Below are 21,604 nucleotides of genomic sequence, written 5' to 3'. Positions count from 1 at the left end.
AATATTTTTACTATCTTCATTCAACCCTAAATGTAGGGTTTTAGGCTGAACTTGCCAACTAATTGAATATTGATTTGGTAAAAAAATCTCTGTTTTTATCCTGTAAATCCTTTAATCCTGGACATCCTGATTCAGACAGTTTACCTAACTAGCAACTTACATTAATATTTTTATTATAATTTATTTGTGTTTGCAATTTTAGGAGTTTAGTATTTCTAAACCCCTAATATTCATATAATTAATCTTGCCAATTTTGTTTTGCTCTAGCGAAAATTTCATCAATACTTTGATCTTGATATATTGTTTTTGATATTTCTACATAATCAGTAGGGGTTTTATGTAGCAATGTCAAAAAACGCATAGCTGCTGCTGAACCAAGAGATTCATATAGTGCTTTGATACCTTTGATTTTTATTTCTGTATCATCCATGATATTATTTATTTCCATAGGTTTCGTTATTCCTAATATAGTCAATTGGGTTCATGATGGCGATCGCTAATTCTAATTTCTGAGCTTGTTTTCTGAGACTATCATCACAAGTTAAGAAAAAATCGGCTTGAATAGAAACCGCACAAGCTAAGTGTGGAGCATCTTTGATCGATAGATTAGCTAACTGCTGAAATAAAAGAGCTTGTTCTGCTATTTCAGTTTTTGGAGGTACTTTTAATGAATTATCAATAAACCCGATAACCCGCCTGGGAATGAATTCCCAGTCTCATAGCAAAAGTCATCTAAAGATGACTAAATAAACGCAAAATTTAGTAGGGGTTTAGCATTGCTAAACCTTTATTTTTCAGGAATGGCAGATAATAAACAACGTAAAGCACGATTCACCGCTTCTGATGTTTGAAAAACTTGAGCGACATCAGGATCAAGAATTACGGTAATTCTCTTTTCTGAGGGAGTGGCAAAACGATTAGGACGAGCTTTTGTATAATCAAAATTATACTCTGGTAATAAATCATCTGATTCAAAATCATCTTGTTGATTAATTGGTGTTTTGTTCATAGTCTTGTCTCTCTTTTTTAGTAGCGAAACGACAGCTAAAAATACGGATTAAATTACTTTCTCTTTCGGTAAAACAAACTAAAAGTAAGTGATTTTGATTTGAATAACCAATAATAATCTCTCTTTTTTCTCCGAAAGAATGAGCTAAATCATCAAATATCAAGGCAAATGGATCATCAAATACTGTTTTTGCTTCCTCAAAACTAACGCCATGTTTGTTGATGTTTATTTGCGCTTTATTTTCATCCCATTCAAATTCTACCCTCATATAAATCTATCATTCAAATTTTTATCATTAAAATTATACTTGATGTTGAGGTGTTATTTGTTAGCTGCTATAGAGATTTATACATGATTAACAATTCTTGATTCTCGGTTAGCAGAAGCAGCTAGTGGTTGTGGTGTTAGTTTGGTTGTTTTTGATTAGTTTAACGCATTGATGGAGAATAGAAGGTAAATTCAGGGATGAGAATATAAGTTATAATTTATTCAAAAATTCCTGTACTATTTGATATCCTTTAGTGTCATTTTGTTGTTGAAAAAGTTGTTTAGCAGTTTCTAAATCTTTAATTGCTTCCAATTTATTACCGTTTTTCATATTAGCTAATGCTCTAGCCAAGTATGCTTTTCCATATTTATTATTAATCTTAATGGCTTGATTATAATCAGTAATAGCTTGAACTATTTTATTCCTATCATCATATCTATTTCCACGATGAAGATAAGCATCTGCATATAGAGGATTGATTTTAATTGCTTGAGAAAAATCAGCAATAGCTAAATCTGTTTTTCCTTGCTGACCATAAGCAACACCACGATAAAAATAAGATTTTGGTTCATTTTTAGCAACATTTAATATAGATTCAGATAAGTGCCATACACCTTCCTGGTGATTAGATAAAAAAGTTGGAATAGATAAACCTAAACTACATCCTAAAACTTCCGTTTCTCCAAATCTGACACAACAGAAAAATCTAACAAATCTTCAGCTAAGGTTTCTATTTGCTCTCTAGTTAACCCTTGAACTTTAGTTAATAACTCCTGAGAAACTGTACCAAAACGACGGTTTAATAGTCGCATCACAATATTTCTCTCTCCAGTTTCTAATCCTATTTCCTTCCATTCTCTAACTGCTCTAGGTTCTTCGGTTGGTATTAACATAGCTTCTATTTCCTCTCGACTGAATTTGAATTTGTAAGCAATGATTTTCGTTACTAAATCTATTATCGCTTCTTGCTCAAAAATGTCCACCTCTGTATTTTTTGTCTTTCTCAGTAAAAATTGAGCCGCTTCTATTGCTTTATCTTCAGGAGTAGTAGTTAACAACATTAACCCTATTCCTAAAGGTTGGTTTTCTAAATCTCCTAACTCATCCAAATAGATTCTTTTGACTTTGTAACTATCTACCAATACATCATGAATTAGGTAATTAGATGGTTCTAAACTCCGGGATGGAAAAATTATCACACCATACCAGTTATCATACCTCACTTGATGACGATAGAGAAATGTAAAAATTTCCGTAAAGAACCGATGATATAAGTCATCATCTTTCTGAAATTGAATTTCACTAAAAAATGCTATTTTCGGATTAGCATGATCTGGAGGTAAAAATACTCCATCAATTCTAAATGCTGTTTCTTTGACTTCGATAGAGTCAAATTGATATTCTGCTGCTGTGGGTGGTTTTTCGTCTACCAGTTCAAATATTAAACTGGGAAATTGTTTGAATAATTGATAAAAAATTGTATCCCGTCTCATGGTAGATGCTATTTCCTCTCTATTTATTAAACACCTTGAAAATATCAACAGTACAAGTTAAATTAGCACCTGTTTGTTGTGGTGGTTTACAGTCGGAAGAATTTTGATATGCGCTGGAAGCATCACCATTTAACACCGCAGTAAATTTTTTCAATTCATTATCAGCATCATCTGATTCTAATAATGTCAAAATCAAAGTATGACATTCTTTTTCTGTAGTCGTGCATAAAGACTTAAATCTTTTATTAACATTATTTTGAGCTTCCGTATAACCCCAAGTTAAAGTTGGCAAAGTTCCATTATCATAAGCATCTTGTAATTTTGGTGTGACTTCTTCACATCTCCGTTGTGGAGGAAACCCAGCTTTTACAAAGTCGGTGCGTTTCCACACTATTAAATCTCTTGTTTGGTTTTGATATTTAACTTTGGTTGTGTGTTCTCCGTTGTTGTCTGTTTCACAGGAGAAAACCACTTTTTCCGGTTCTTTACATCCTGTTAATATAAGATTGACAATAAACAAACTGATAAATAACAACCACTGAGAACTTTTCATAATAGCAATTTTGGGTATATTGAATTATTACTTGTATTATAGTATATTTTAATGATGTTATTGTATAAATTTTTTGTAAATAATTGTTTAATTGAGTTCTCCCATTTCTTTCGTTCCCATACTCTCTATGGGAATGAATACAGGAAGTCTCTGACTTCCGTTTGTATCGAGTCAGAGACTCTATCAAAGCATTCCCAGTCTGGAGACTGGGAACGAGATAAAAAAAGGTAGGGGCAAACCCCCCGTGGTTGCCCCAAAAAATAGGGGTAGGCACGGGGGCGCTACCCCTACATATCTGTCACCCAAGCTTTAATTACATAATCTCCTAAACTGTCATTTTTTGGTTTAATTTTCAATTCATAATCACCCTTTTCTACCATAATAGAAGCGGTGAAATTATTATCTTTATTCTCCACATATTCCACTTTCATCAAAGTATCATTATCTAATTTCCCCCGGATTTCTCACCAAGATCCTCAAACCCTTATAACATCTGGATTCTGGGTTTTCACACTGTGTCAAAAATTAGCCCTATGAAAAATGCCCGAAACCGCTTCTCTATAAGGATTCTATAGATTGCGATCGCATTGTTTGTGAGAAATGCGGGTTCCGCATTGTAAAAATAGGACGGAAATTATTACTAACTACTTCCACTGTTAAATACTGTCTTTTCTCACTTTTAAAAGTATAAACATCAATATTTTTACCACTTCCTAATTCCTTATTATCTGTTGTTGTTAATTGTCCTGATTTTCCTTTACCATCTGCTATTAATTGACTATCAGATTTCGGTAAAATAGCAATTACACCGATAACTACACCAATTATTAACATAATTCCTGAAATTCCCATCATCATTAATTTAATCAATTTCCAGGGAATAGAAGGTGTTGGTGGTGGTGTTGGTTGAGGAGTGGGTATAGGTGGTTTATTTGTTTTCAATGCTGTTAACGCTTCCTGTGCATTTTGAAACCGATCTTTGTAATCTTCACAAATCATTTTATTTAAAAAATCAGTAAATTCAGCACTAACATTTACTTTTGTTTGCCAATTTTTAGCTAAGTTAGGTGTAAAAGAAGGATCTTCTCCCGTGATTGCAAAAACTCCAATCATTCCTATAGAATAAATATCACTTGCAAAAGATATTAATCCTAATGCAATTTCCGGTGCAATATATCCCCGTGTTCCTCCCAAAATTGAGCCGATTTTTGTTCCTGGAACTGTTACTTCTTTAACTAAAACAAAATCAATGATCACTAATTTATGATCTGCTTTTCTGCGAATAATATTTTCTGGTTTTATATCTCGATGAATGACTGTATAACTTTTGTTATTAGTTATGTCTTGGATATATTCAACAACTTCTAAAATCTCAATCAACAAAGATTTAACTTGTTCTTCTGATAATTTCTGACCCTGTTTAATTTCTGCCGATAAAGCATTTCCTTCTATATATTCCTGGACATAAAATTCTTCTCCTAATTCTGTAAACCGTTCATGAATGGTAGGAGTTTGATTATATGTTTCCCCCAGGTTTGCTAATGCTTGGGTTTCTTTTCTAAAAAGTCGTAAATAATTAGCCCAAACTTGATCAATTTTCTCTTGTTGTTCTGCTTTTGGTAAATGTTTAATCTTTAAACTTTCAGGTGTCGGTTTTTTAAGTTGTTTGATAACTAAAATTCTTTGATAGGGATGATTTCGATCTCTAACTTTATAGGTAATACCAAATCCGGTTTTAGTAGATAAAATTTCTAGGATTTGATAACGATCTCGGAGAATAGCACCAATGGGTAAAATGTTATTCATATTGATGTGTAATTTTGTAAATTTTTATGCCAATCCAGAATTTTTAAAACAAGAGCAATTTTGCTGTAAAATAAACCTGTCAAATAAATGTTACATCACAAATACTCAGATCCCCGACTTCTTAAAGAAGTCGGGGATCTATAACTAACTGGTAAAAACTAAAATCATAATGAATGAAATTTATACAACTGATGTCTTAGTCGTCGGTGGGGGAACCGGTGGAACTGCGGCCGCTATTCAAGCAGCACGCAGAGGTGCTAAAACTATTCTTGTCAGTGAGTTTTCTTGGTTGGGTGGAATGTTAACTTCTGCTGGCGTATCTGCTCCTGATGGCAACGAATTAAAATCTTTTAAAATTGGTTTATGGGGTTCATTTCTTAATGAATTACGCAAAAAACAACCCGGAGGTTTAGATAATAGTTGGGTGAGTTTTTTTAGTTATCAACCCCATATAGGTGCAGAAATTTTTGCAGACTGGGTGAGAGAATTACTGAATCTGCAATGGATTTCCGGGAAAGTACCATTAGAAGTTTTACGCAACGCAGATTGTATTGCAGGTGTCCGCTTTGCAGATTTCACAGTTTACGCCAAAGTGATTCTTGATGGTACAGAATTAGGCGATGTATTAGCTTTAGGAGATGTTCCTTACCGTTGGGGATGGGAACTCCAGTCAGAGTATGGAGAACCCAGCGCCCCAGAAAGTTTTAATGATCTGACGGAAAAATACTCTGTACAATCACCGACTCATGTAGTAGTCATGCAGGATTTTGGGGAATGTAGCGCACCAGAAATTCCCAGAGCGCCTAATTATGATCCATCTTTGTTTGCAGGGGCTTGGGATAATTATGGACCAGAAAAATTTTTAAACTATGGACGATTGCCCGCCAATTGGTTTATGATCAATTGGCCGATTTGTGGCAATGACTACGGCCAAAAAGCCAACCGTTTGCTAGAGTCAAAGATAGCAAGACGTGAGTTTTATCAAGAATGTTTCTGGCATAGTCAAAACTTTGCCCATTATATTCAAACTCACCTTGGTAGACGCTACGGTTTAGCCGAAGGAGTTTTTCCTAGTCTCTCTCCAGCTTTTGCACTTCATCCCTATTTTCGGGAAAGTCGCCGCTTAGAGGGACTTGTTACTGTCTCTGAGCAAGATATTCTGCCCATTGCAGACGGTCGAGTTGCAGCTAAGTTTGATGATGCGGTTGCTATTGGAAACTACGCCAATGATCACCATTATCCGGGTGTTAAGTTCTCACTACAACCTAAATCTATTCGCTGGGGTGGACGTTGGACAGGAACGCCCTTTACTATTCCTTATCGTTGTTTGATTCCCAAATCTACGGATGGTTTGCTGGTGTGTGAGAAGAATATTTCTGTCTCTCACATTGCTAATGGAGCAACTAGACTGCAACCTGTAGTTATGGGTATTGGTCAAGCCGCAGGGATGGCCGCTGCTCTTTGTTGTGAGTTAAATTGTCAGCCCAGAAATTTACCAGTCAGGATGCTGCAAACAGCTTTATTGACAGATGAGCGATCTCCCACAGCTATTGTTCCCTTGTTCAATTTATCAATCTATCATCCGGAATGGTTAAACTGGCAAATTCATTATTTGAATCAACCAGAAACTTATCCTATAGATGGTAATTGTCCTGCTTTATCGGTTGATCAGTGTGATTTCTTAAATCTTGATTGTTTCATAGGAATTTTTAATTGCTTAGGGCAACAAGATTACAGATTTACTATCACAAACCCAACAGAATTATTACCTAAGACTTGGCAGATTGTAACTTTGGAATCATCTGTAGATGAGCAATTGCAAGTCTTGAGCCAAAATCAAAAGCTCAAAGTTTGGGGTCGTGCAAATTCATCTGGAAACTGGCTACTTGTCGAATATATCGACGAAGTATCAAATTGATTTTTTTGCAGTTAAATACAATACTTTTTTTCAAATTGTCCGGATCTTTAGATCAAAGCTAAGTATCAGTGAAGTAGAGAGTTCTAAAATAGACATCTACTATGCGTGCTGCCATTTCACTTTTAGTATCGAGTCTGGTATTCGGCTCCTTAGCTTTTAACCACGAAGCAGATTTCACTAGCCTTTCTCATATGCTGATTGCTAATTTTGGTTCAGGAAAGCTACTTGCGGACAATTCTAAACCCGGTCCCAACCAACCAGAACAGCCAGCACCTCATCGCGGTAGTGGACGCAAAGAGTCAATGGAATTTTTTAGCAATATCCATTCCTTTGTTTAACCCTCATAGCTTCAGACTGCTTTTAGGAGAATTCGTTATCAGCAAAGCAATCAAGTTAGGGAATGACTGGGTGTTTATCGTTCTTGACACAAGTGAGAGAACAAAGACATAGACAGTTAAAGCACTACATCGCTCATCCAAAGTTCCAGATTTTATTTTCTTTGACAGAGATATACACAGTTACAGCACTACATAACTCGGTCATAGTTCCAGATTTGATCTTCTCTGGCAGAGACTTAAACAGTTACAGCACTACACAAATGCACAAATAATCAACAGTTGAGTATTTCCTAAAAACATCCGGTAATTGTGGTAAACCTGGCGTAGATTCGGACTTAGTGCATCATATAGGTACTAATCCGCCTTTCTTCAACCGCTTTTGTGTTCCTTATAGTATCTACAAGTTGAAGAAGTAAGGGAGAAAACCACGGTGAAAATAGGATTGTTCTTGCTGTGATGAACCCGTCAAATTTGGTGTGATACAAAGCCAGTTGGAATATTGAGTATTGTTGGAAATTCATGGAACAGCCGATTAGTTTAGAGGCAGGTTCACACATCTATTAAGAGTAGTGAATAGGATTTGTGACTCTGCTTCTACTATTAATTCAAAATCTCAAATCCCAAATTGGTGTGATGGACTGTTAGCAGTTATTTTCCTGATATTATCCTGAACACAATGAGTATTTCGGCTTTGGTTTAAGCTGGTTTATAAGCAATAAAATATTTGCTCAAAAAGTGAATTTGTGTATCTATATTCTCAAAACCGGCTTTCTCTAACCGTTCTACTAAATCATCAGTAGTGTAATGTTTGTAGTATGGTTCATGGAACATTTTGGGGAAACCATTCATCATATTAGCTAATTCTGGTGAATCACTCATTTGAATTGAATCACAGATAATAAAAACTCCTCCTGGTTTGGTGACTCGAAAGCATTGCTCAATAACTGTTTGACGCACTGCTGCTGGTAACTCATGGAAGAAGAAAACAGAAGTTACAGCATGGAAATAATTATCTAGATAAGGTAATTCTTCGGCATTTGCTTGCAAAAGTTGAGGTAATTCACCGGGATTTTGAGATAATATTTGATTAGCTTTCCGCAAATAAGCTGGTGATAAATCCCACATTCCGCACTTCAAAATGTAGTACATATACAAGTATCATAAGCAGCATAGAGTGTTAAACATAAATACGCAATCAAGAAAGTAAAAATATAGACTTTAATTCCCATTTGACTACTAAAGAGAAACTCATAAGGCATTGAGAATAAATTCAGGAAAAAATGAGAGAATGAGACTGAAGTACCTAAAAATGCCTTCATAATATGAATTACCAAACAGAAGAAATTGAGAGTAAAAACATAGATCACTTAGGAATAATCGCAGGAATAATAGATGAAATAGGAATAGTAGAAAAAATCAACGAGATATTTTCAATAGATATCAGAGAGAAAGTAAACACAGGAGAAGTAGTCAAAGCAATCATTCTCAATGGACTAGGCTTTGTATCAAGACCACTATATTTGTTCCCAGATTTCTTTAAAGACAAAGCCGTAGAACATCTAATAGGAACAGGAATAAAAGCAGAAGATTTAAACGACGATAAAATAGGTAGAGTCATGGATAAACTCTATAAATATGGATTAACTAAACTATTCTTAATCATTGCCTTAGAAGTAGTAAAGAAATATGGAATAGACACAAAATATTCCCATTTAGACTCAAGCTCATTACATTTACACGGGGAATATAAGAATTGCGTAAATAATCTAGAGAAAGAACTAGGAATAAATCGAGAACATCCAATAATGATTACACAAGGATATTCTCGTGACCATCGCCCAGACCTAAAACAATGTATATTAGATTTAATAGTAAGTAGTGATGGGGATATACCATTATTTTTTAGAGGGGCATCAGGAAACGAATCAGATAAAGCAGTATTTGCTCATATCTTAGTAGAATATTCTAAACAAATAGATTTTGAAAGTATCATGGTGGCTGACAGTGCATTATATAGCGAAAGTAATTTAAAATTAATGTCAAACATGAAATGGATAAGTCGAGTACCATTATCCATTAAAAAAGCAAAAAATTTAGTGAAAGCCTCCATAAATAATGAAATGAAAGCCTGTAAAATCAAAGGTTATAGCTATATCGAAGAGAAAGTATCTTATGGAGGAATAGAGCAAAGATGGTTATTAGTAGAAAGCGTAGAGAGAAAAAAAGCAGACTTAAATAAACTAGACAAAAAAATCCAAGAAGAGTTATTAAAAGCTAACAAACAAGTAGATAAATTAGAACAGGAAGAATTTGCTGATAAATCTTTAGCCGAGTTGAAAATCAAAGAAATAACAGCTAAATTAAAATATCATCAAATATCAGACTATCGAATTACCGAGACATTAAATCAAGGGAAAACAGCAGTTTATAGAGTGAAATGTAAATTAAGAGAAAATCAGGAGTTAATTACACAACAGCAAAACTCTTGTGGCAGATTTATTTTAGCCACCAATATTTTGGATGCTCAGGAGTTAGAGTCAGAAGAAATCCTCAAAATATATAAAGAACAACAATCTACAGAAAGAGGATTTAGATTTATCAAAGACCCGTTATTTTTCGCGGATAGTCTGTTTGTGAAAAATCCCCAAAGAGTAGAGACAATGATGATGTTAATGGCATTATGTCTTTTGGTTTATAATTTAGGACAAAGACAATTAAGAATGTCATTGAAGGCACAAAAAGCCACAGTTAAAAACCAACTGAATAAACCTACAGAATCTCCCACATTAAGATGGATATTTCAGTGCTTTCAAGGTATTCATCTTTTGATGGCACAAGGATTTCAACGAATTCTTAATTTAACGGAGTCGCATTGTCATATCTTGCAATTCCTACCTACTACTTGTCAAAAATATTATTTATTATCTTAGTTTTCTCTCTATTTTTACTATTTCATCGGTTATCTTTTTGATAACTGATTCCACACCTTGAATTAAATATTGTTATTGCAATAGCTTTTAAACACCTTCTAAAGCTCAACTTTGTGTGTCCATAATTTTGTTTTACATTGATACGTAATTGTTCAAACCATAAGTTTTAATTTACCGTCAATGTAGTTTGTTTATGCTACTTTTTGAAGTGCGGAATGTGGGATCAAATAAGACACTTTCAGGGTATATCCCTTTTTGGCTATCTTGCCAATCTGCTTCTAGTAGCTGGTTTAACCTGTTTTGTAATTTGGCGATCGCCTCTGGAGATGCTGGTTTCATCTGGCCTACTGTGGGGTAAAGCAGGTTTTTCAACTGTGTACTCAGGAGTTTGTGACCGACACTAAAGTAGCTTTTGCTTTGTTGAAAGCTTTGATAAGTTAACTTTGTTAAGTTATTAAACATAAATAATCCATTAATTTTTGTGGACTTTAATTATTTTATGTAACGAAATGTCAAAAATAAAGTCTTTTTTCTCATGGAGGTAGGTTGATGGCAACAAGTAGACAGAATTGAAACAGAACCTAAATTGTCTGTTCTCAATTGCCAGTTTTCCACCTGAACCCAGCATAAATACTCATTTTCTGCTGATCAAAATGTTCAGAGACATCTATCAAGTTAAAGGCTTAAACATCTTGCTAGGGAATGATTACAGCCTTTGGTTTTATTAATTTTTCGCAACAGCGATCGCCTCATTTGTAAATTTTTGTAACAAAAACTTGATTCAGTATTGTAAGTTACAGAATTTTTGGTACTATAAATATGTGAGGCGAAAAAAAAAGTTAATCATCTAAAACATCTATTACTAAAAACTAGAGAGGACAAAAATATGTCTATTCAAGAAAAATCCCGCGCGTTAATGGTACGTCAACATCAGCAAGTTAAGAACCGTCAACAATCCATGCTGATGCGTGCTACACAAGAACTCGGTCTTCCCCAAGAACTATGTCATTATTGGAATCCCATTCAAGGGAAGGTAGATCCCACTACACAAACACTTTATAGCCGGAGTAATGCAGCGATGAGCTAACAGTCTTGATTTGAGTAGATAGGTGTTAAAAATTGTCGTGATGGCAAGGTTAGAGGCAAAAAGCAAGAGTTTTGAGGCAATGTTATTTTTATCTAAATACTTCTGTTTTTTGTTTATTTCCACCCATATCTACCCATAGACTGCCGGGGAATCTCTAAAAATAGTAAATATCCTGACTTGTTCTAATTCTATTTTTTGAGTCAAATTGAAGAATAAAAAAGCCACCCTCTGAGGTGGCTAAAAATTGATAAGGGGTACAAGTAGGTTGTACTCCTTTTGCGTTTGATATCACAACGAAAACCGCTATACAGCTTGCAATTAGCAATCGTAATATAAGAAGAATTCGTAAGGATGAGGACGCAACTGCATTTGCTTAACTTCGTTAGCAAGCTTGTAGTCAATCCAGTTTTGGATGAAGTCTTCTGAGAATACACCAGTTTCAGTTAAGAAAGCGTGGTCATTTTCCAATGCTTCCAAAGCTAATTCCAAAGAACCAGGAGTAGAAGGAATCTTAGCTAGTTCTTCAGGAGACAGTTCATAGATATTTCTGTCTAAAGGTTCACCGGGATGGATTTTGTTCTTAATACCATCAATACCAGCGCAAAGCATAGCCGCAAAAGCTAAGTAGGGGTTAGAAGTAGCATCAGGACAGCGGAACTCTAAGCGTTTAGCTTTGGGGTTGTCACCAGTTAAAGGAATACGTACAGAAGCAGAACGGTTACCTTGAGAGTAAGCCAAGTTAACAGGTGCTTCGTAACCAGGTACAAGACGTTTGTAAGAGTTTGTAGTGGGGTTGGTGATAGCCAATAAAGCTGGAGCGTGTTTGAGGATACCACCGATGTAGTAAAGACCCATTTCGCTCATGCCAGCATATTTGTCACCTGCAAACAAAGGTTGACCATTGTTCCAAATGGACTGGTGACAGTGCATACCAGAACCATTATCACCAAAAATAGGTTTAGGCATGAAAGTAACGGTTTTACCGTATTTTCTAGCCACGTTTTTGATGACGTATTTGTAAGTCATTAACCAGTCAGCAGCTTCGATCAGCTTACCGAAGCGGAAACCAAGTTCACACTGACCACCGGTAGCTACTTCATGGTGTTGTTTTTCAATGGGTACGCCACATTTCGCCATTGTCAACAACATTTCGGTTCTGATGTCTTGGAAGGTGTCTGTGGGGGGAACTGGGAAATAACCTTCTTTGAAGCGTGTTTTATAACCCAGGTTGCCTTTTTCTTCCTTTCTACCTGTGTTCCAACGACCTTCGATGGAATCTACATGATAGTAACCTTCGTTGGCAGTTTGGTCATAGCGAACATCATCAAACATGAAAAATTCCGCTTCAGGACCAAAGAAAGCTGTATCACCAAGACCAGTAGAGGCTAAATAGTCTACTGCTTTTTGGGCAATCACACGGGGACAACGGTTATACCATTCGCCTGTGCGTGGTTCTTTAATGCTACAAATAATACTTAGAGTTGGTTCTGCCATGAAAGGGTCGATCCAAGCTGTGTTGGGATCTAACACCATTGTCATGTCAGATTCTTCGATACCCTTCCAACCCCGGATACTAGAACCGTCGAAAGGTACACCGTCGGTAAATGAACTTTCGTCAATTTGGTTATGGTAAACCGTGAGATGCTGCCAAGTTCCTGGTGTATCAATAAACTTCAGATCGATCATCTGAATGTTTTGGTCCCGAATCATTTTCAAGACTTCTTGTGGCGTTGTCATTGTTACTCCTTCTGTAGCCAATTCCTAAAATAAACCCAATTTCTGCCAAAGCATCTTAACTGATATAAAAAAGCTAACTATTGCTAACAAAAGCCAGCTTTTTCTTCCTGTTTCATCCTAAAAGTATAGGTACTATTTAGTCCACAGGCGAACACGGTCAATCTAACCGCTTTTTCCTGAAATTAGTTGTAGCCAGACCATGACAGTCATAATTTTTGCTTACTACAACTAGATGTAGAGACGTTATGTATAACGTCTCTACTGGGATAAAATATATCCATAGTCACCAATTTACTACCATAATTGGCTAGTAGACCGGGTGAATTAACCCAAGTTTTGACACACCACCTTAAATATCGTAAAGAGTAGAGATAAGATAATTTTGTATTGTTTGTTACAGATTGTCTGGTTTATAGGTTATGTTAACCTTTCTTGCTAAATCTGCACAAAACAAGAAACTTCATCTTATCGGGGTCAACTTTGGCTTAGAATCCTTATGTAATGGATGAATACTTTTGTGCCGCAACTATTTTATGGCTATGGCACAAAATTTTACAGGTGCAAGAGCATTGTCCTGTGCAACCAAATTAATATCAAACCATAGATAGTAACAATTGGGAGAAACAAGAATGCGCGATGCAGTTACAACTTTAATTAAGAATTATGACGTAGCTGGCAAATATTTTGACCGGAATGCGATTGATAGTCTTGCGTCTTATTTTGCAACTGGTACAGCTAGAGTGCAAGCTGCGGCGGCTATTAATGCTAATGCGGCTGCTATTGTTAAGCAAGCTGGTTCTAAGTTGTTTGAGGAATTACCTGAATTAATTCGTCCTGGTGGTAATGCTTATACAACTCGCCGTTATGCTGCTTGCTTGCGTGATATGGATTACTACTTACGCTATGCTACTTATGCGCTGGTTGCAGCTAATATGAATGTATTGGATGAGCGTGTGTTGCAAGGGTTACGGGAAACTTACAATTCTTTGGGTGTTCCCATTAGTTCTACTGTGCGTGGTATCCAAATTATGAAGGATATTGCTAAGGAACAAGCTGCTGCTGCGGGTGTCGCTAATACTGCTTTTGTGGATGAGCCTTTTGATTATATGACTCGTGAGTTGAGTGAGCAGGATGTTTAATAAAGGAATGTAGGGGTTTAGCTATTGGTGTGGACTTAACGTGAAAGCGATAACCTAACGTAAAACCAATAACCCGACTGGGAATGAATTCCCAGTCTAATAGCAAAAGTCATCTCAAGATGATTAGAAATACATAAGAGTTTATAGTTTACTTTAGTAAACTTTGACTATTAGCCATAATTCATTTCATGGCGGGTGTGGAAGCTAAACAAATCAGCCCTCTGCAACCTAAGTTGATGCCATTAAGCATCGCTAAACCCTGATTATTCATGGATAAAATTTGCGATCGCACTTTGGCTATTTTGGCAAGGTGCGTTTATTTTTGTTAATGATTGTCAGCATCACGAAGTACAGGATTTAAGGATGTACAGGATGTTTATTCAGGATAGTAATCTGGTAATGATAAAATAAAAAAAAGGACAGTAAAAATACCGCCCAGTAAGATTAATATAAAATTAATGAAAACAGACACTATATTCTATCGTTTATTTCAAGAAATACCAAGTATTTTTTTTGAACTTATAGGTCAATCTCCCGAATTAGCCGAAAATTATGAGTTTTCATCCATTGAAGTTAAACAAACAGCTTTTAGAATAGATGGGGTTTTCTTACCTCACGAAACCACAGACAACCCCATCTACTTCCTAGAAGTGCAATTTCAGCCTGATGAAGACCTGTACAATAGATTTTTTGCAGAATTATTTATTTATATCCGTCAAAATAAACCTAGCAGTAATTGGAAAGGAGTAATTATATACCCGACTCGTAGTACAGACACAAGTGATATCAAGCACTATGAGGAATTTTTCCTCAGTCAAAGAGTCAGAGTGATTTATTTAGATGAGATTGAAGAGACGACATCATTACCCATTGGGATTGCTACAATTAAACTAATCATTACCAATCAAGAAAAAGCTATTACTCAAGCTAGGGGATTAATTAATCGTACCAAACAAGAGGTAAAGTCTCAAGCAAAACAACAACAAATATTAGACATCATCGAGACAATTCTAATTTACAAACTACCAAGAATGAATAGGGAGGAAATAGAATCAATGTTTGGACTAAGTGATTTAAAACAAACCAGATTTTATCAAGAAGCACGTGAGGAAGGTTTAGAAGAAGGTTTAGAACAAGGTTTAGAACAAGGTTTAGAACAAGGTTTAGAACAAGGAAAACTCGAAGCTAAATTAGAAGCTGTTCCTGGGTTGGTAGGATTGGGTTTAAGTCAGGAACAAATTGCTCAGGTTTTGAATTTAAGTATTGATGAAGTGAGGAAGATTGTGGAGAAAATGTCAATGTAATAGATGATAGTTGATCGATGGAATTTGTCAGAATCAGGATATCCAGGATTTGAGGATTTTCAGGATTTTGATTTTTCTGGTAATGGCGATCGCACTTTGGCTATTTTGGCAAGGTGCGTTTACTTTTTTTGATAATTGTCAGAATCATAATTGTCAGAATCAGGATGTCCAGGATTTGAGGATTTTCAGGATGTTGATAAACTATTACAATTACAATTACAAGCTTGTTGCTAATATTCTTTAAAATAAAACTATAATTATTTACTGATGTATAAGTTAAGTTATGTTTGCTCTGATATCACCAGAAAAAACCCAAATTCCTCCCGGTGCTGTGGTGCGGATACCTGGAACATGGGAAGAGTATCAAACTTTATGTCAACAACGGGGCGATCGCACAATTCCAAGACTAAAATATCGAAATGGGGTTAGTAGCTAGTTACTGTTTTATTAACTAATACTAACAAATACTAACATTTGCTTAAAATTTCCACTCATCTGCTCTTGATGACAGAATTACAGTAAAATACTTGTATGTTACTAGGATTCAAGACCCAACTCAAGGTTAACAAGCAACAACGACTACTACTAGCACAACACGCAGGAGTAGCTAGACACGCTTGGAATCAAGGATTAGCACTTGGTCAGCAGGTATTATTACATAACAAACTTAATCCTCAAGAAAAGATTAAATTTCCCACAGCCATAGATTTACATAAATGGTTAGTAGCAGCCATTAAATCTACCCATCCTTGGTATTATGACGTATCCAAATGCGCCCCTCAATACGCATTAAGATATCTCTCAGATGCCTTGAAAGCCTTCTTGAAAAAAAGTCAAGGATTTCCTAAGTTTAAGAAAAAAGGGAGACATGATTCTTTTACCTTAGATGGGTCAATAAAAATTGACTACAGAAAGGTAAAAGTTCCTGTCATTGGTTGGCTGAAAACTTATGAAATTCTCCCGACAGGATATAAACCTAAATCTGAGCTATAAGAGAATTGAGAAAATTTCTGAACTCTGGTGAGATGTAAAAAAAAATCGTTTGTTGACAGACAAATGTAGTTAGTAGAATCAACCCACATTCTGCACCCCTAACTGTCACATATCAAAAAAGTAGTTCCATATCATAAAAAACTGAAAATACTCATCATTAATTACCAATGTTATCATTACTTAATGACATCAATCCCTGGTTATTTGGAATGGGATTAAACGCTATTTTATTAGGGATAGTGGCAATTATTCCTAAAAAATTACTCACCCCGGCGGGAATATTCCATGCTTGGTTATTGGGTGTAATAGTTTGGGGAACACTGGGTTGGCCAGGATATTTAGTGGTAGGGTTTTATTTTATCGTCGGTTCGGGAGTTACCCGCATCGGTATGAAAGAAAAAGAAGCCCAAGGAATTGCAGAAAAACGCTCTGGTGCAAGGGGTCCTGAAAATGTTTGGGGTTCGGCGTTAATTGCGGCTTTATGCGCCCTGGGAGTGTGGCTTATACCTGATTGGAAGTTTTTGCTATGTTTGGGCTATGTAGCGAGTTTTAGCACCAAATTATCAGATACAACTGCCAGCGAAGTGGGTAAAGCCTACGGTAAACGTACCTTTTTAATTACCACATTGCAACCTGTAGCGAGAGGTACAGAAGGGGCGGTGAGTTTAGAAGGGACTTTAGCGGGTATTATCGCATCCGTGGCGATCGCCCTTATAGGTTGGGGTGTAAATTTAATTGATATCATAGGAATTGTTTGGTGTGTAATTGCAGCATTTATCGCTACAAATATAGAAAGTGTCATTGGTGCAACATTGCAATCTAAATATACTTGGCTTACCAACGAAGTTGTCAATATCTTAAATACCCTAATTGGGGCAGTTGCAGCAATTATCCTGGCTGTTATTTGGCAAATGATATTTGTTTGAAAATTTACTAATAACTCAACTTTTTAAACAGCAAATTTGCTGTTTTTTTTTCATTACTATTACTGCACCACAACCATAATAAATGTGTAAAAAGTTGCACTTACTATTTATAGATTGTAGGTAAATTTTATAATTATTTATTAATTATTTATTTTTTCACTAACTAATTCATAAAATCTTTATCATTTTGAACCTTATTTTCCTACGGTTTTATCTATTATTTAATGGAAAAGTTATATAGATTTTTAGGATTTTCCTCATATTTATTTCATGGAATCTTCATCATTTTTTACAATTAACGACGAGCAAATCGACCTCTATCAAGTAGTCAAGTATTTACAGGTTTCTGGTAAACTAAATCAGTTTATCAGCGATGTTCTGCGTCAATATGTCTTAGAAAAAGAACTAAAAAACAGAGATGATATAGATATCAGTACAGCATTAATTGAACAGGCAATTATTGATTTTCGGTTAAAAAATCAACTTACAGATCCTGAACAATTCCAAGCATGGTTACAAAATAATGGTAGTGATTACGCTACATTTTATGAATCTGTCACCTTTAGTTTTAAATTAGAAAAACTGAAAGCGGTAATTACAGATCCAAAATTACCAGAATACTTTATTGAAAGGAAGATTTATTTAGATCGAGTGGTACTTTCTCGGATTATGGTTGATAACCGAGAACTAGCAGAAGAATTACACACTCAAATTGAAGAAGGAAGTAGTTTTGAGCAACTAGCAAAAGAGTATTCCTTAGCAGATGAAAAAACCTTTAACGGTATGATGGGTCCCATTAGTAGGGGTAGTTTACCAGATATTTTGCGTGCGTCTGTAGATGCAGCTAACCTTGGACAATTGATAGGACCGATAGAAATCGAAGGCAATTTCAACTTGTTTAGATTAGAGAACATTCTACCAGCAACTTTAGAAAATACTCAACTAAAACAATCACTACAACATGAGTTATTTGAGAAATGGCTAGGGGAAAAAATTCAAAACCTGACAGTAAAATTACAAGTGAGTTAAATATTCTGAACTATCAAACTTTACCAATAAATTCGCTAGATACTTTACCTTGGAAAAAACCGCCATTGTGCTGGTTGACTCCTGAACAACAAACAGAAGTAACCAATGAATTAGAAATTCGTCAATATCAACTTGGCGAAAAAATTTGGTTACAGGAAACAGGAGGATATCAGTTTTTTATTGTCACTGGTAAAGTCCGTTTACGGGATGAAGAAAGTAAACCTGTAGCCACCTTAAATGATGGAGATTGGTTTGGTGATTTGCAACAGTTATTTACTAATTGTAAAGCTGTAGCTGCTAGTAAAGAAGTTGTAGTTGTGTGTTGGAACTCATCACTGTGGGAAAAATTTTCTCATCCTCAAATTGATGAATTTTGGCATGGGAAAGGTGAAAGGGAACAGGTGACAGGTGACAGTGAAAACAGGGAAAAAGAAGAAATATCTACTTCACTGACGACATCTTATTTATCTTTACCTTCATCATCAAAAACTGCAATTTCTAATTATCATTCTAACTATCCTTCTAACTATCCTTTTGTCACAAATGGAAATACTGCGGCTGCTTGTTTAACAATGGTGGCACAATATTTAAATAATAGTGTGCAACTAGAATGGGTACAACGTCAACTGCGGGGACAACGCCCCAAAAATGTCATAGAAACCGCAGAAAAATTAGGGTTAGTTTTGCGGAAATTGCAGGTAAATTGGGGTGAATTACGACATTTATCTTTTCCGGCTTTACTATTATGGAAATCGGAAAAAGTTAGCAGTTGGGTTGTAACTTATGGGATGAAAGGTAATTGTTTAATTATTGCCAATCCTCTCAATTATCAATGTGAATATTTCACCCAATCAGTAGTAGAATCTTGTTGGGATGGGAAATTATGGCAAGTAGAATTAATTTCCAAACAAGAGAAATTTAATCTTTCTTGGTTTACTCCCGCAGTTTGGAAATACCGCAAATTATTAGGTGAGGTATTATTAGCTTCCTTCACTTTGCAACTATTGGGTTTAGCTTCACCATTAATTACCCAAGTTATCATTGATAAAGTGATGGTGCAGGAGAGTTTAGCTACTCTCGATGTCATGGCGATCGCCCTGTTATTAGTCGCCATATTTGAAGCTCTCCTGGGTACTCTTCGACTCTTCATTTTTACCCACACCGCACGGCGTTTAGATTTGAGTTTATCAGCCCAACTTTTTCGCCATTTAATGCGTTTACCTTTGGCTTATTTTGAATCTCGCCGAGTAGGTGATACAGTCGCTAGAGTTCAAGAATTAGAACAAATTCGCCAATTTTTAACAAGTACAGCTTTAACAGTAATTCTCGATAGTATCTTTGCTGTCGTGTATTTGGGATTGATGTTTTATTACAACATTCCCCTCACTTTTGTCGCTTTAGCTGTTCTGCCATTATTTGCCACTTTAACAATTATCGCCACCCCAATTTTAAGAAATTGGCTAAACGAAACTTTTAACCGCAGTGCAGACAGTCAATCATTTTTAGTAGAGACGGTTACAGGTATTCATTCTGTTAAAGCCCATGCAGCAGAACCAGTAGCTAGAGAACGCTGGGAAGGTTTATTTGCTAAGTTTATTAGAACTGGTTTTAAAGCTTCCACAACTTCCAATATTAGCAGTAACATTGGTGATTTTCTCACTAATTTTTCTACATTGTTAATACTGTGGTTTGGGGCAAGATTAGTCATTGATCAGCAACTTACAGTAGGTCAATTAATCGCTTTTCAAATGTTATCAGGAAGAGTGACAGGACCATTATTGCGGTTAGTACAATTATGGCAAAATCTCCAACAAGTGCTATTATCAGTAGATAGAATTGGCGATATTCTTAACGCTGCACCAGAAGCAGAAGCAGGAACAGGTTTAGTATTACCAACCCTCAAAGGTGAAATTAATTTTGAGCAGGTTTTCTTCCGTTATAGTCCTAACACCGAACCTGTATTAAAAGGAATTTCCTTTGATATCAAACCAGGACAATTTGTGGGTATTGTCGGGCGCAGTGGTTCTGGTAAAAGTACCCTTTCCAAACTTTTGCAAAGACTTTATCAAATAGAATCAGGACGGATTTTAATTGATGGTTTTGATCTGAAAAGTTGTGATTTAGCTTCTTTAAGACAACAAATTGCTGTAGTTCTCCAAGAAGACTTTTTATTTAACGGTTCTATCTTGGAAAACATCAGTTTAGGAAATCCAGATATTACCGCCGAACAAGTTGTAGAAGCTGCCAGATTAGCAGTAGCACACGATTTTATCAGTCAATTACCTTACGGTTATGAAACTAATGTAGGTGAAAGAGGCACAGCTTTATCAGGTGGACAAAGACAACGTATTGCATTAGCAAGAATGTTTCTTTCTACCGCCCCAATTTTGATTTTAGATGAAGCTACAAGTGCATTAGATAGTGAAACAGAACAGCAAGTATTACAAAATTTGCAAAAGGTTTCTGCTAACCGCACCGTGTTTTTAATTGCCCATCGTTTTGCACCTTTAAAACGTGCAGATTTAATATTAGTCATGGAAAAAGGTATCATTGCAGAACGGGGAACACACACAGGTTTATTACAACAAAAGGGTTTGTACTGGTCACTTTATCAACGACAACAGATGAATATTTAAGGGTAAGGTGACTGGTGACTGGTGACTGGTGACTGGTGACTGGTGACTGGTGACTGGTGACTGGTGACAGTAAATAATTAATTACCAATTACCAATTACCAATTACCAATTACCAATTACCCATTACCAATTACCCATTACCAATTACCAATTACCAATTACCAATTTATTAATCATTAATACCAGATATTGAGGTAGGGTGAATAGTGTTTGAGTTGGACATAACATAGGAGATCATGGAAGAACCGATATAAAAACCACAAAATATTAAAGTTCCAAAAAAAAACGTAAAGCTAACACATTTAACAGCAAACGGAAAAGAAAATCTACCTGATTTACCAAATGTGGAAAAGCGCATATATTTCCTCGGTGTGGTGTTAATGGTAGATAACACCTCGGGAATGTTGACACGCTGATTAATTCAACTTGCGGAATTAT

The 21,604-nt window shown here is 35.7% G+C and carries 23 protein-coding genes and 1 pseudogene; 13 read left to right on the top strand and 11 right to left on the bottom strand.

From position 1 onward, the window contains the following. Positions 1–238: 238 nt before the first annotated feature. The 8 genes from K2F26_RS22790 to K2F26_RS22755 form a co-directional block, all read right to left on the bottom strand. Positions 239–448, bottom strand: a complete 210-nt coding sequence (locus K2F26_RS22790) for a hypothetical protein (RefSeq protein WP_220609606.1) — start codon at positions 446–448, stop codon at positions 239–241. A gap of 339 nt (positions 449–787) precedes the next feature. Beyond that, positions 788–1,009, bottom strand: coding sequence for a hypothetical protein (locus K2F26_RS22785; RefSeq protein ID WP_220609605.1), 222 nt, complete (start codon positions 1,007–1,009; stop codon positions 788–790). Further along, positions 990–1,277 (bottom strand): BrnT family toxin, encoded by a 288-nt coding sequence (locus tag K2F26_RS22780; RefSeq protein ID WP_220609604.1) that lies wholly within the window; start codon positions 1,275–1,277, stop codon positions 990–992. Before K2F26_RS22780 ends, K2F26_RS22785 begins: the two co-directional genes overlap by 20 nt. A gap of 210 nt (positions 1,278–1,487) precedes the next feature. Next, positions 1,488–1,868, bottom strand: coding sequence for a tetratricopeptide repeat protein (locus K2F26_RS25260; RefSeq protein WP_367890353.1), 381 nt, complete (start codon positions 1,866–1,868; stop codon positions 1,488–1,490). Positions 1,869–1,942: 74 nt separating this feature from the next. Next, positions 1,943–2,770 (bottom strand): DUF2887 domain-containing protein, encoded by an 828-nt coding sequence (locus tag K2F26_RS22770; protein WP_220609603.1) that lies wholly within the window; start codon positions 2,768–2,770, stop codon positions 1,943–1,945. 19 nt (positions 2,771–2,789) lie between these two features. Further along, a complete protein-coding gene (locus tag K2F26_RS22765; protein ID WP_220609602.1) occupies positions 2,790–3,323 on the bottom strand; it encodes a COP23 domain-containing protein in 534 nt (177 codons plus the stop codon). A gap of 287 nt (positions 3,324–3,610) precedes the next feature. Continuing rightward, positions 3,611–3,754 carry a hypothetical protein gene (locus K2F26_RS22760; RefSeq protein ID WP_220609601.1) on the bottom strand — a complete coding sequence of 48 codons (144 nt, stop codon included), beginning with the start codon at positions 3,752–3,754 and terminating at the stop codon, positions 3,611–3,613. A gap of 127 nt (positions 3,755–3,881) precedes the next feature. After that, on the bottom strand, positions 3,882–5,129 hold the full coding sequence (locus K2F26_RS22755) for a serine/threonine-protein kinase (RefSeq protein WP_220609600.1): 1,248 nt from the start codon (positions 5,127–5,129) through the stop codon (positions 3,882–3,884). Positions 5,130–5,298: 169 nt separating this feature from the next. Between K2F26_RS22755 and K2F26_RS22750 the strand changes: the two genes are divergently transcribed. Both K2F26_RS22750 and patX read left to right on the top strand, forming a co-directional pair. Further along, positions 5,299–7,047 carry an FAD-dependent oxidoreductase gene (locus K2F26_RS22750; RefSeq protein ID WP_246605461.1) on the top strand — a complete coding sequence of 583 codons (1,749 nt, stop codon included), beginning with the start codon at positions 5,299–5,301 and terminating at the stop codon, positions 7,045–7,047. A gap of 101 nt (positions 7,048–7,148) precedes the next feature. Then, positions 7,149–7,385: a heterocyst-inhibiting protein PatX gene (gene patX, locus K2F26_RS22745; protein ID WP_194056276.1), complete on the top strand. Its 237-nt coding sequence runs from the start codon at positions 7,149–7,151 to the stop codon at positions 7,383–7,385. A 696-nt stretch (positions 7,386–8,081) separates the two neighbouring features. Here patX and K2F26_RS22740 read toward each other — a convergent pair. Further along, positions 8,082–8,504: pseudogene (locus K2F26_RS22740) on the bottom strand (class I SAM-dependent methyltransferase); the annotation flags it as partial. Between the two features lie 203 nt (positions 8,505–8,707). Here K2F26_RS22740 and K2F26_RS22735 point away from each other — a divergent pair. Then, positions 8,708–10,315, top strand: a complete 1,608-nt coding sequence (locus K2F26_RS22735; protein WP_220608157.1) for an IS1634 family transposase — start codon at positions 8,708–8,710, stop codon at positions 10,313–10,315. 177 nt (positions 10,316–10,492) lie between these two features. On the opposite strand, the gene K2F26_RS22730 is transcribed toward K2F26_RS22735, so the two are convergent. Continuing rightward, positions 10,493–10,777, bottom strand: coding sequence for a hypothetical protein (locus tag K2F26_RS22730; protein ID WP_220609599.1), 285 nt, complete (start codon positions 10,775–10,777; stop codon positions 10,493–10,495). Positions 10,778–11,201: 424 nt separating this feature from the next. Between K2F26_RS22730 and gifA the strand changes: the two genes are divergently transcribed. Further along, complete coding sequence (gene gifA / locus K2F26_RS22725) at positions 11,202–11,402, top strand: glutamine synthetase inactivation factor IF7A (RefSeq protein WP_194056272.1); 201 nt, start codon at positions 11,202–11,204, stop codon at positions 11,400–11,402. A gap of 318 nt (positions 11,403–11,720) precedes the next feature. Here the strand turns inward: gifA and glnA are convergent, their stop codons facing one another. Continuing rightward, positions 11,721–13,139: a type I glutamate--ammonia ligase gene (gene glnA / locus K2F26_RS22720; RefSeq protein ID WP_220609598.1), complete on the bottom strand. Its 1,419-nt coding sequence runs from the start codon at positions 13,137–13,139 to the stop codon at positions 11,721–11,723. Between the two features lie 629 nt (positions 13,140–13,768). Here glnA and apcB point away from each other — a divergent pair. The 9 genes from apcB (at position 13,769) to K2F26_RS25380 (ending at position 21,339) form a co-directional block, all read left to right on the top strand. Further along, the gene (gene apcB, locus K2F26_RS22715; protein ID WP_220609597.1) at positions 13,769–14,278 is read left to right on the top strand and encodes an allophycocyanin subunit beta; all 510 of its coding nucleotides are present in this window, start codon (positions 13,769–13,771) and stop codon (positions 14,276–14,278) included. A gap of 458 nt (positions 14,279–14,736) precedes the next feature. Further along, a complete protein-coding gene (locus tag K2F26_RS22710) occupies positions 14,737–15,582 on the top strand; it encodes an Rpn family recombination-promoting nuclease/putative transposase (RefSeq protein WP_220609596.1) in 846 nt (281 codons plus the stop codon). A gap of 3 nt (positions 15,583–15,585) precedes the next feature. Continuing rightward, on the top strand, positions 15,586–15,714 hold the full coding sequence (locus K2F26_RS25255; RefSeq protein WP_302850033.1) for a hypothetical protein: 129 nt from the start codon (positions 15,586–15,588) through the stop codon (positions 15,712–15,714). A gap of 151 nt (positions 15,715–15,865) precedes the next feature. Then, a complete protein-coding gene (locus K2F26_RS22705) occupies positions 15,866–16,018 on the top strand; it encodes a hypothetical protein (RefSeq protein ID WP_367890316.1) in 153 nt (50 codons plus the stop codon). A 95-nt stretch (positions 16,019–16,113) separates the two neighbouring features. Further along, positions 16,114–16,575, top strand: a complete 462-nt coding sequence (locus tag K2F26_RS22700; protein WP_246605460.1) for an RNA-guided endonuclease InsQ/TnpB family protein — start codon at positions 16,114–16,116, stop codon at positions 16,573–16,575. A 167-nt stretch (positions 16,576–16,742) separates the two neighbouring features. Then, entirely contained in the window at positions 16,743–17,501 is a 759-nt protein-coding gene (locus K2F26_RS22695; protein ID WP_220609595.1) for a TIGR00297 family protein, read from the top strand. Between the two features lie 270 nt (positions 17,502–17,771). Beyond that, positions 17,772–18,530, top strand: coding sequence for a foldase protein PrsA (locus K2F26_RS22690; RefSeq protein WP_220609594.1), 759 nt, complete (start codon positions 17,772–17,774; stop codon positions 18,528–18,530). Further along, positions 18,479–21,166, top strand: a complete 2,688-nt coding sequence (locus K2F26_RS22685) for a type I secretion system permease/ATPase (RefSeq protein ID WP_220609593.1) — start codon at positions 18,479–18,481, stop codon at positions 21,164–21,166. The genes K2F26_RS22690 and K2F26_RS22685 overlap by 52 nt, the downstream gene beginning before the upstream one ends. A gap of 80 nt (positions 21,167–21,246) precedes the next feature. Then, positions 21,247–21,339: a hypothetical protein gene (locus tag K2F26_RS25380; protein WP_367890352.1), complete on the top strand. Its 93-nt coding sequence runs from the start codon at positions 21,247–21,249 to the stop codon at positions 21,337–21,339. Positions 21,340–21,604 lie beyond the last annotated feature (265 nt).

The sequence above is a fragment of the Sphaerospermopsis torques-reginae ITEP-024 genome, assembly GCF_019598945.1.
GTDB lineage: Bacteria > Cyanobacteriota > Cyanobacteriia > Cyanobacteriales > Nostocaceae > Sphaerospermopsis.
Note: the sequence above shows the minus strand (reverse complement) of the source record. Positions and strands in the feature narration are given on the sequence as shown.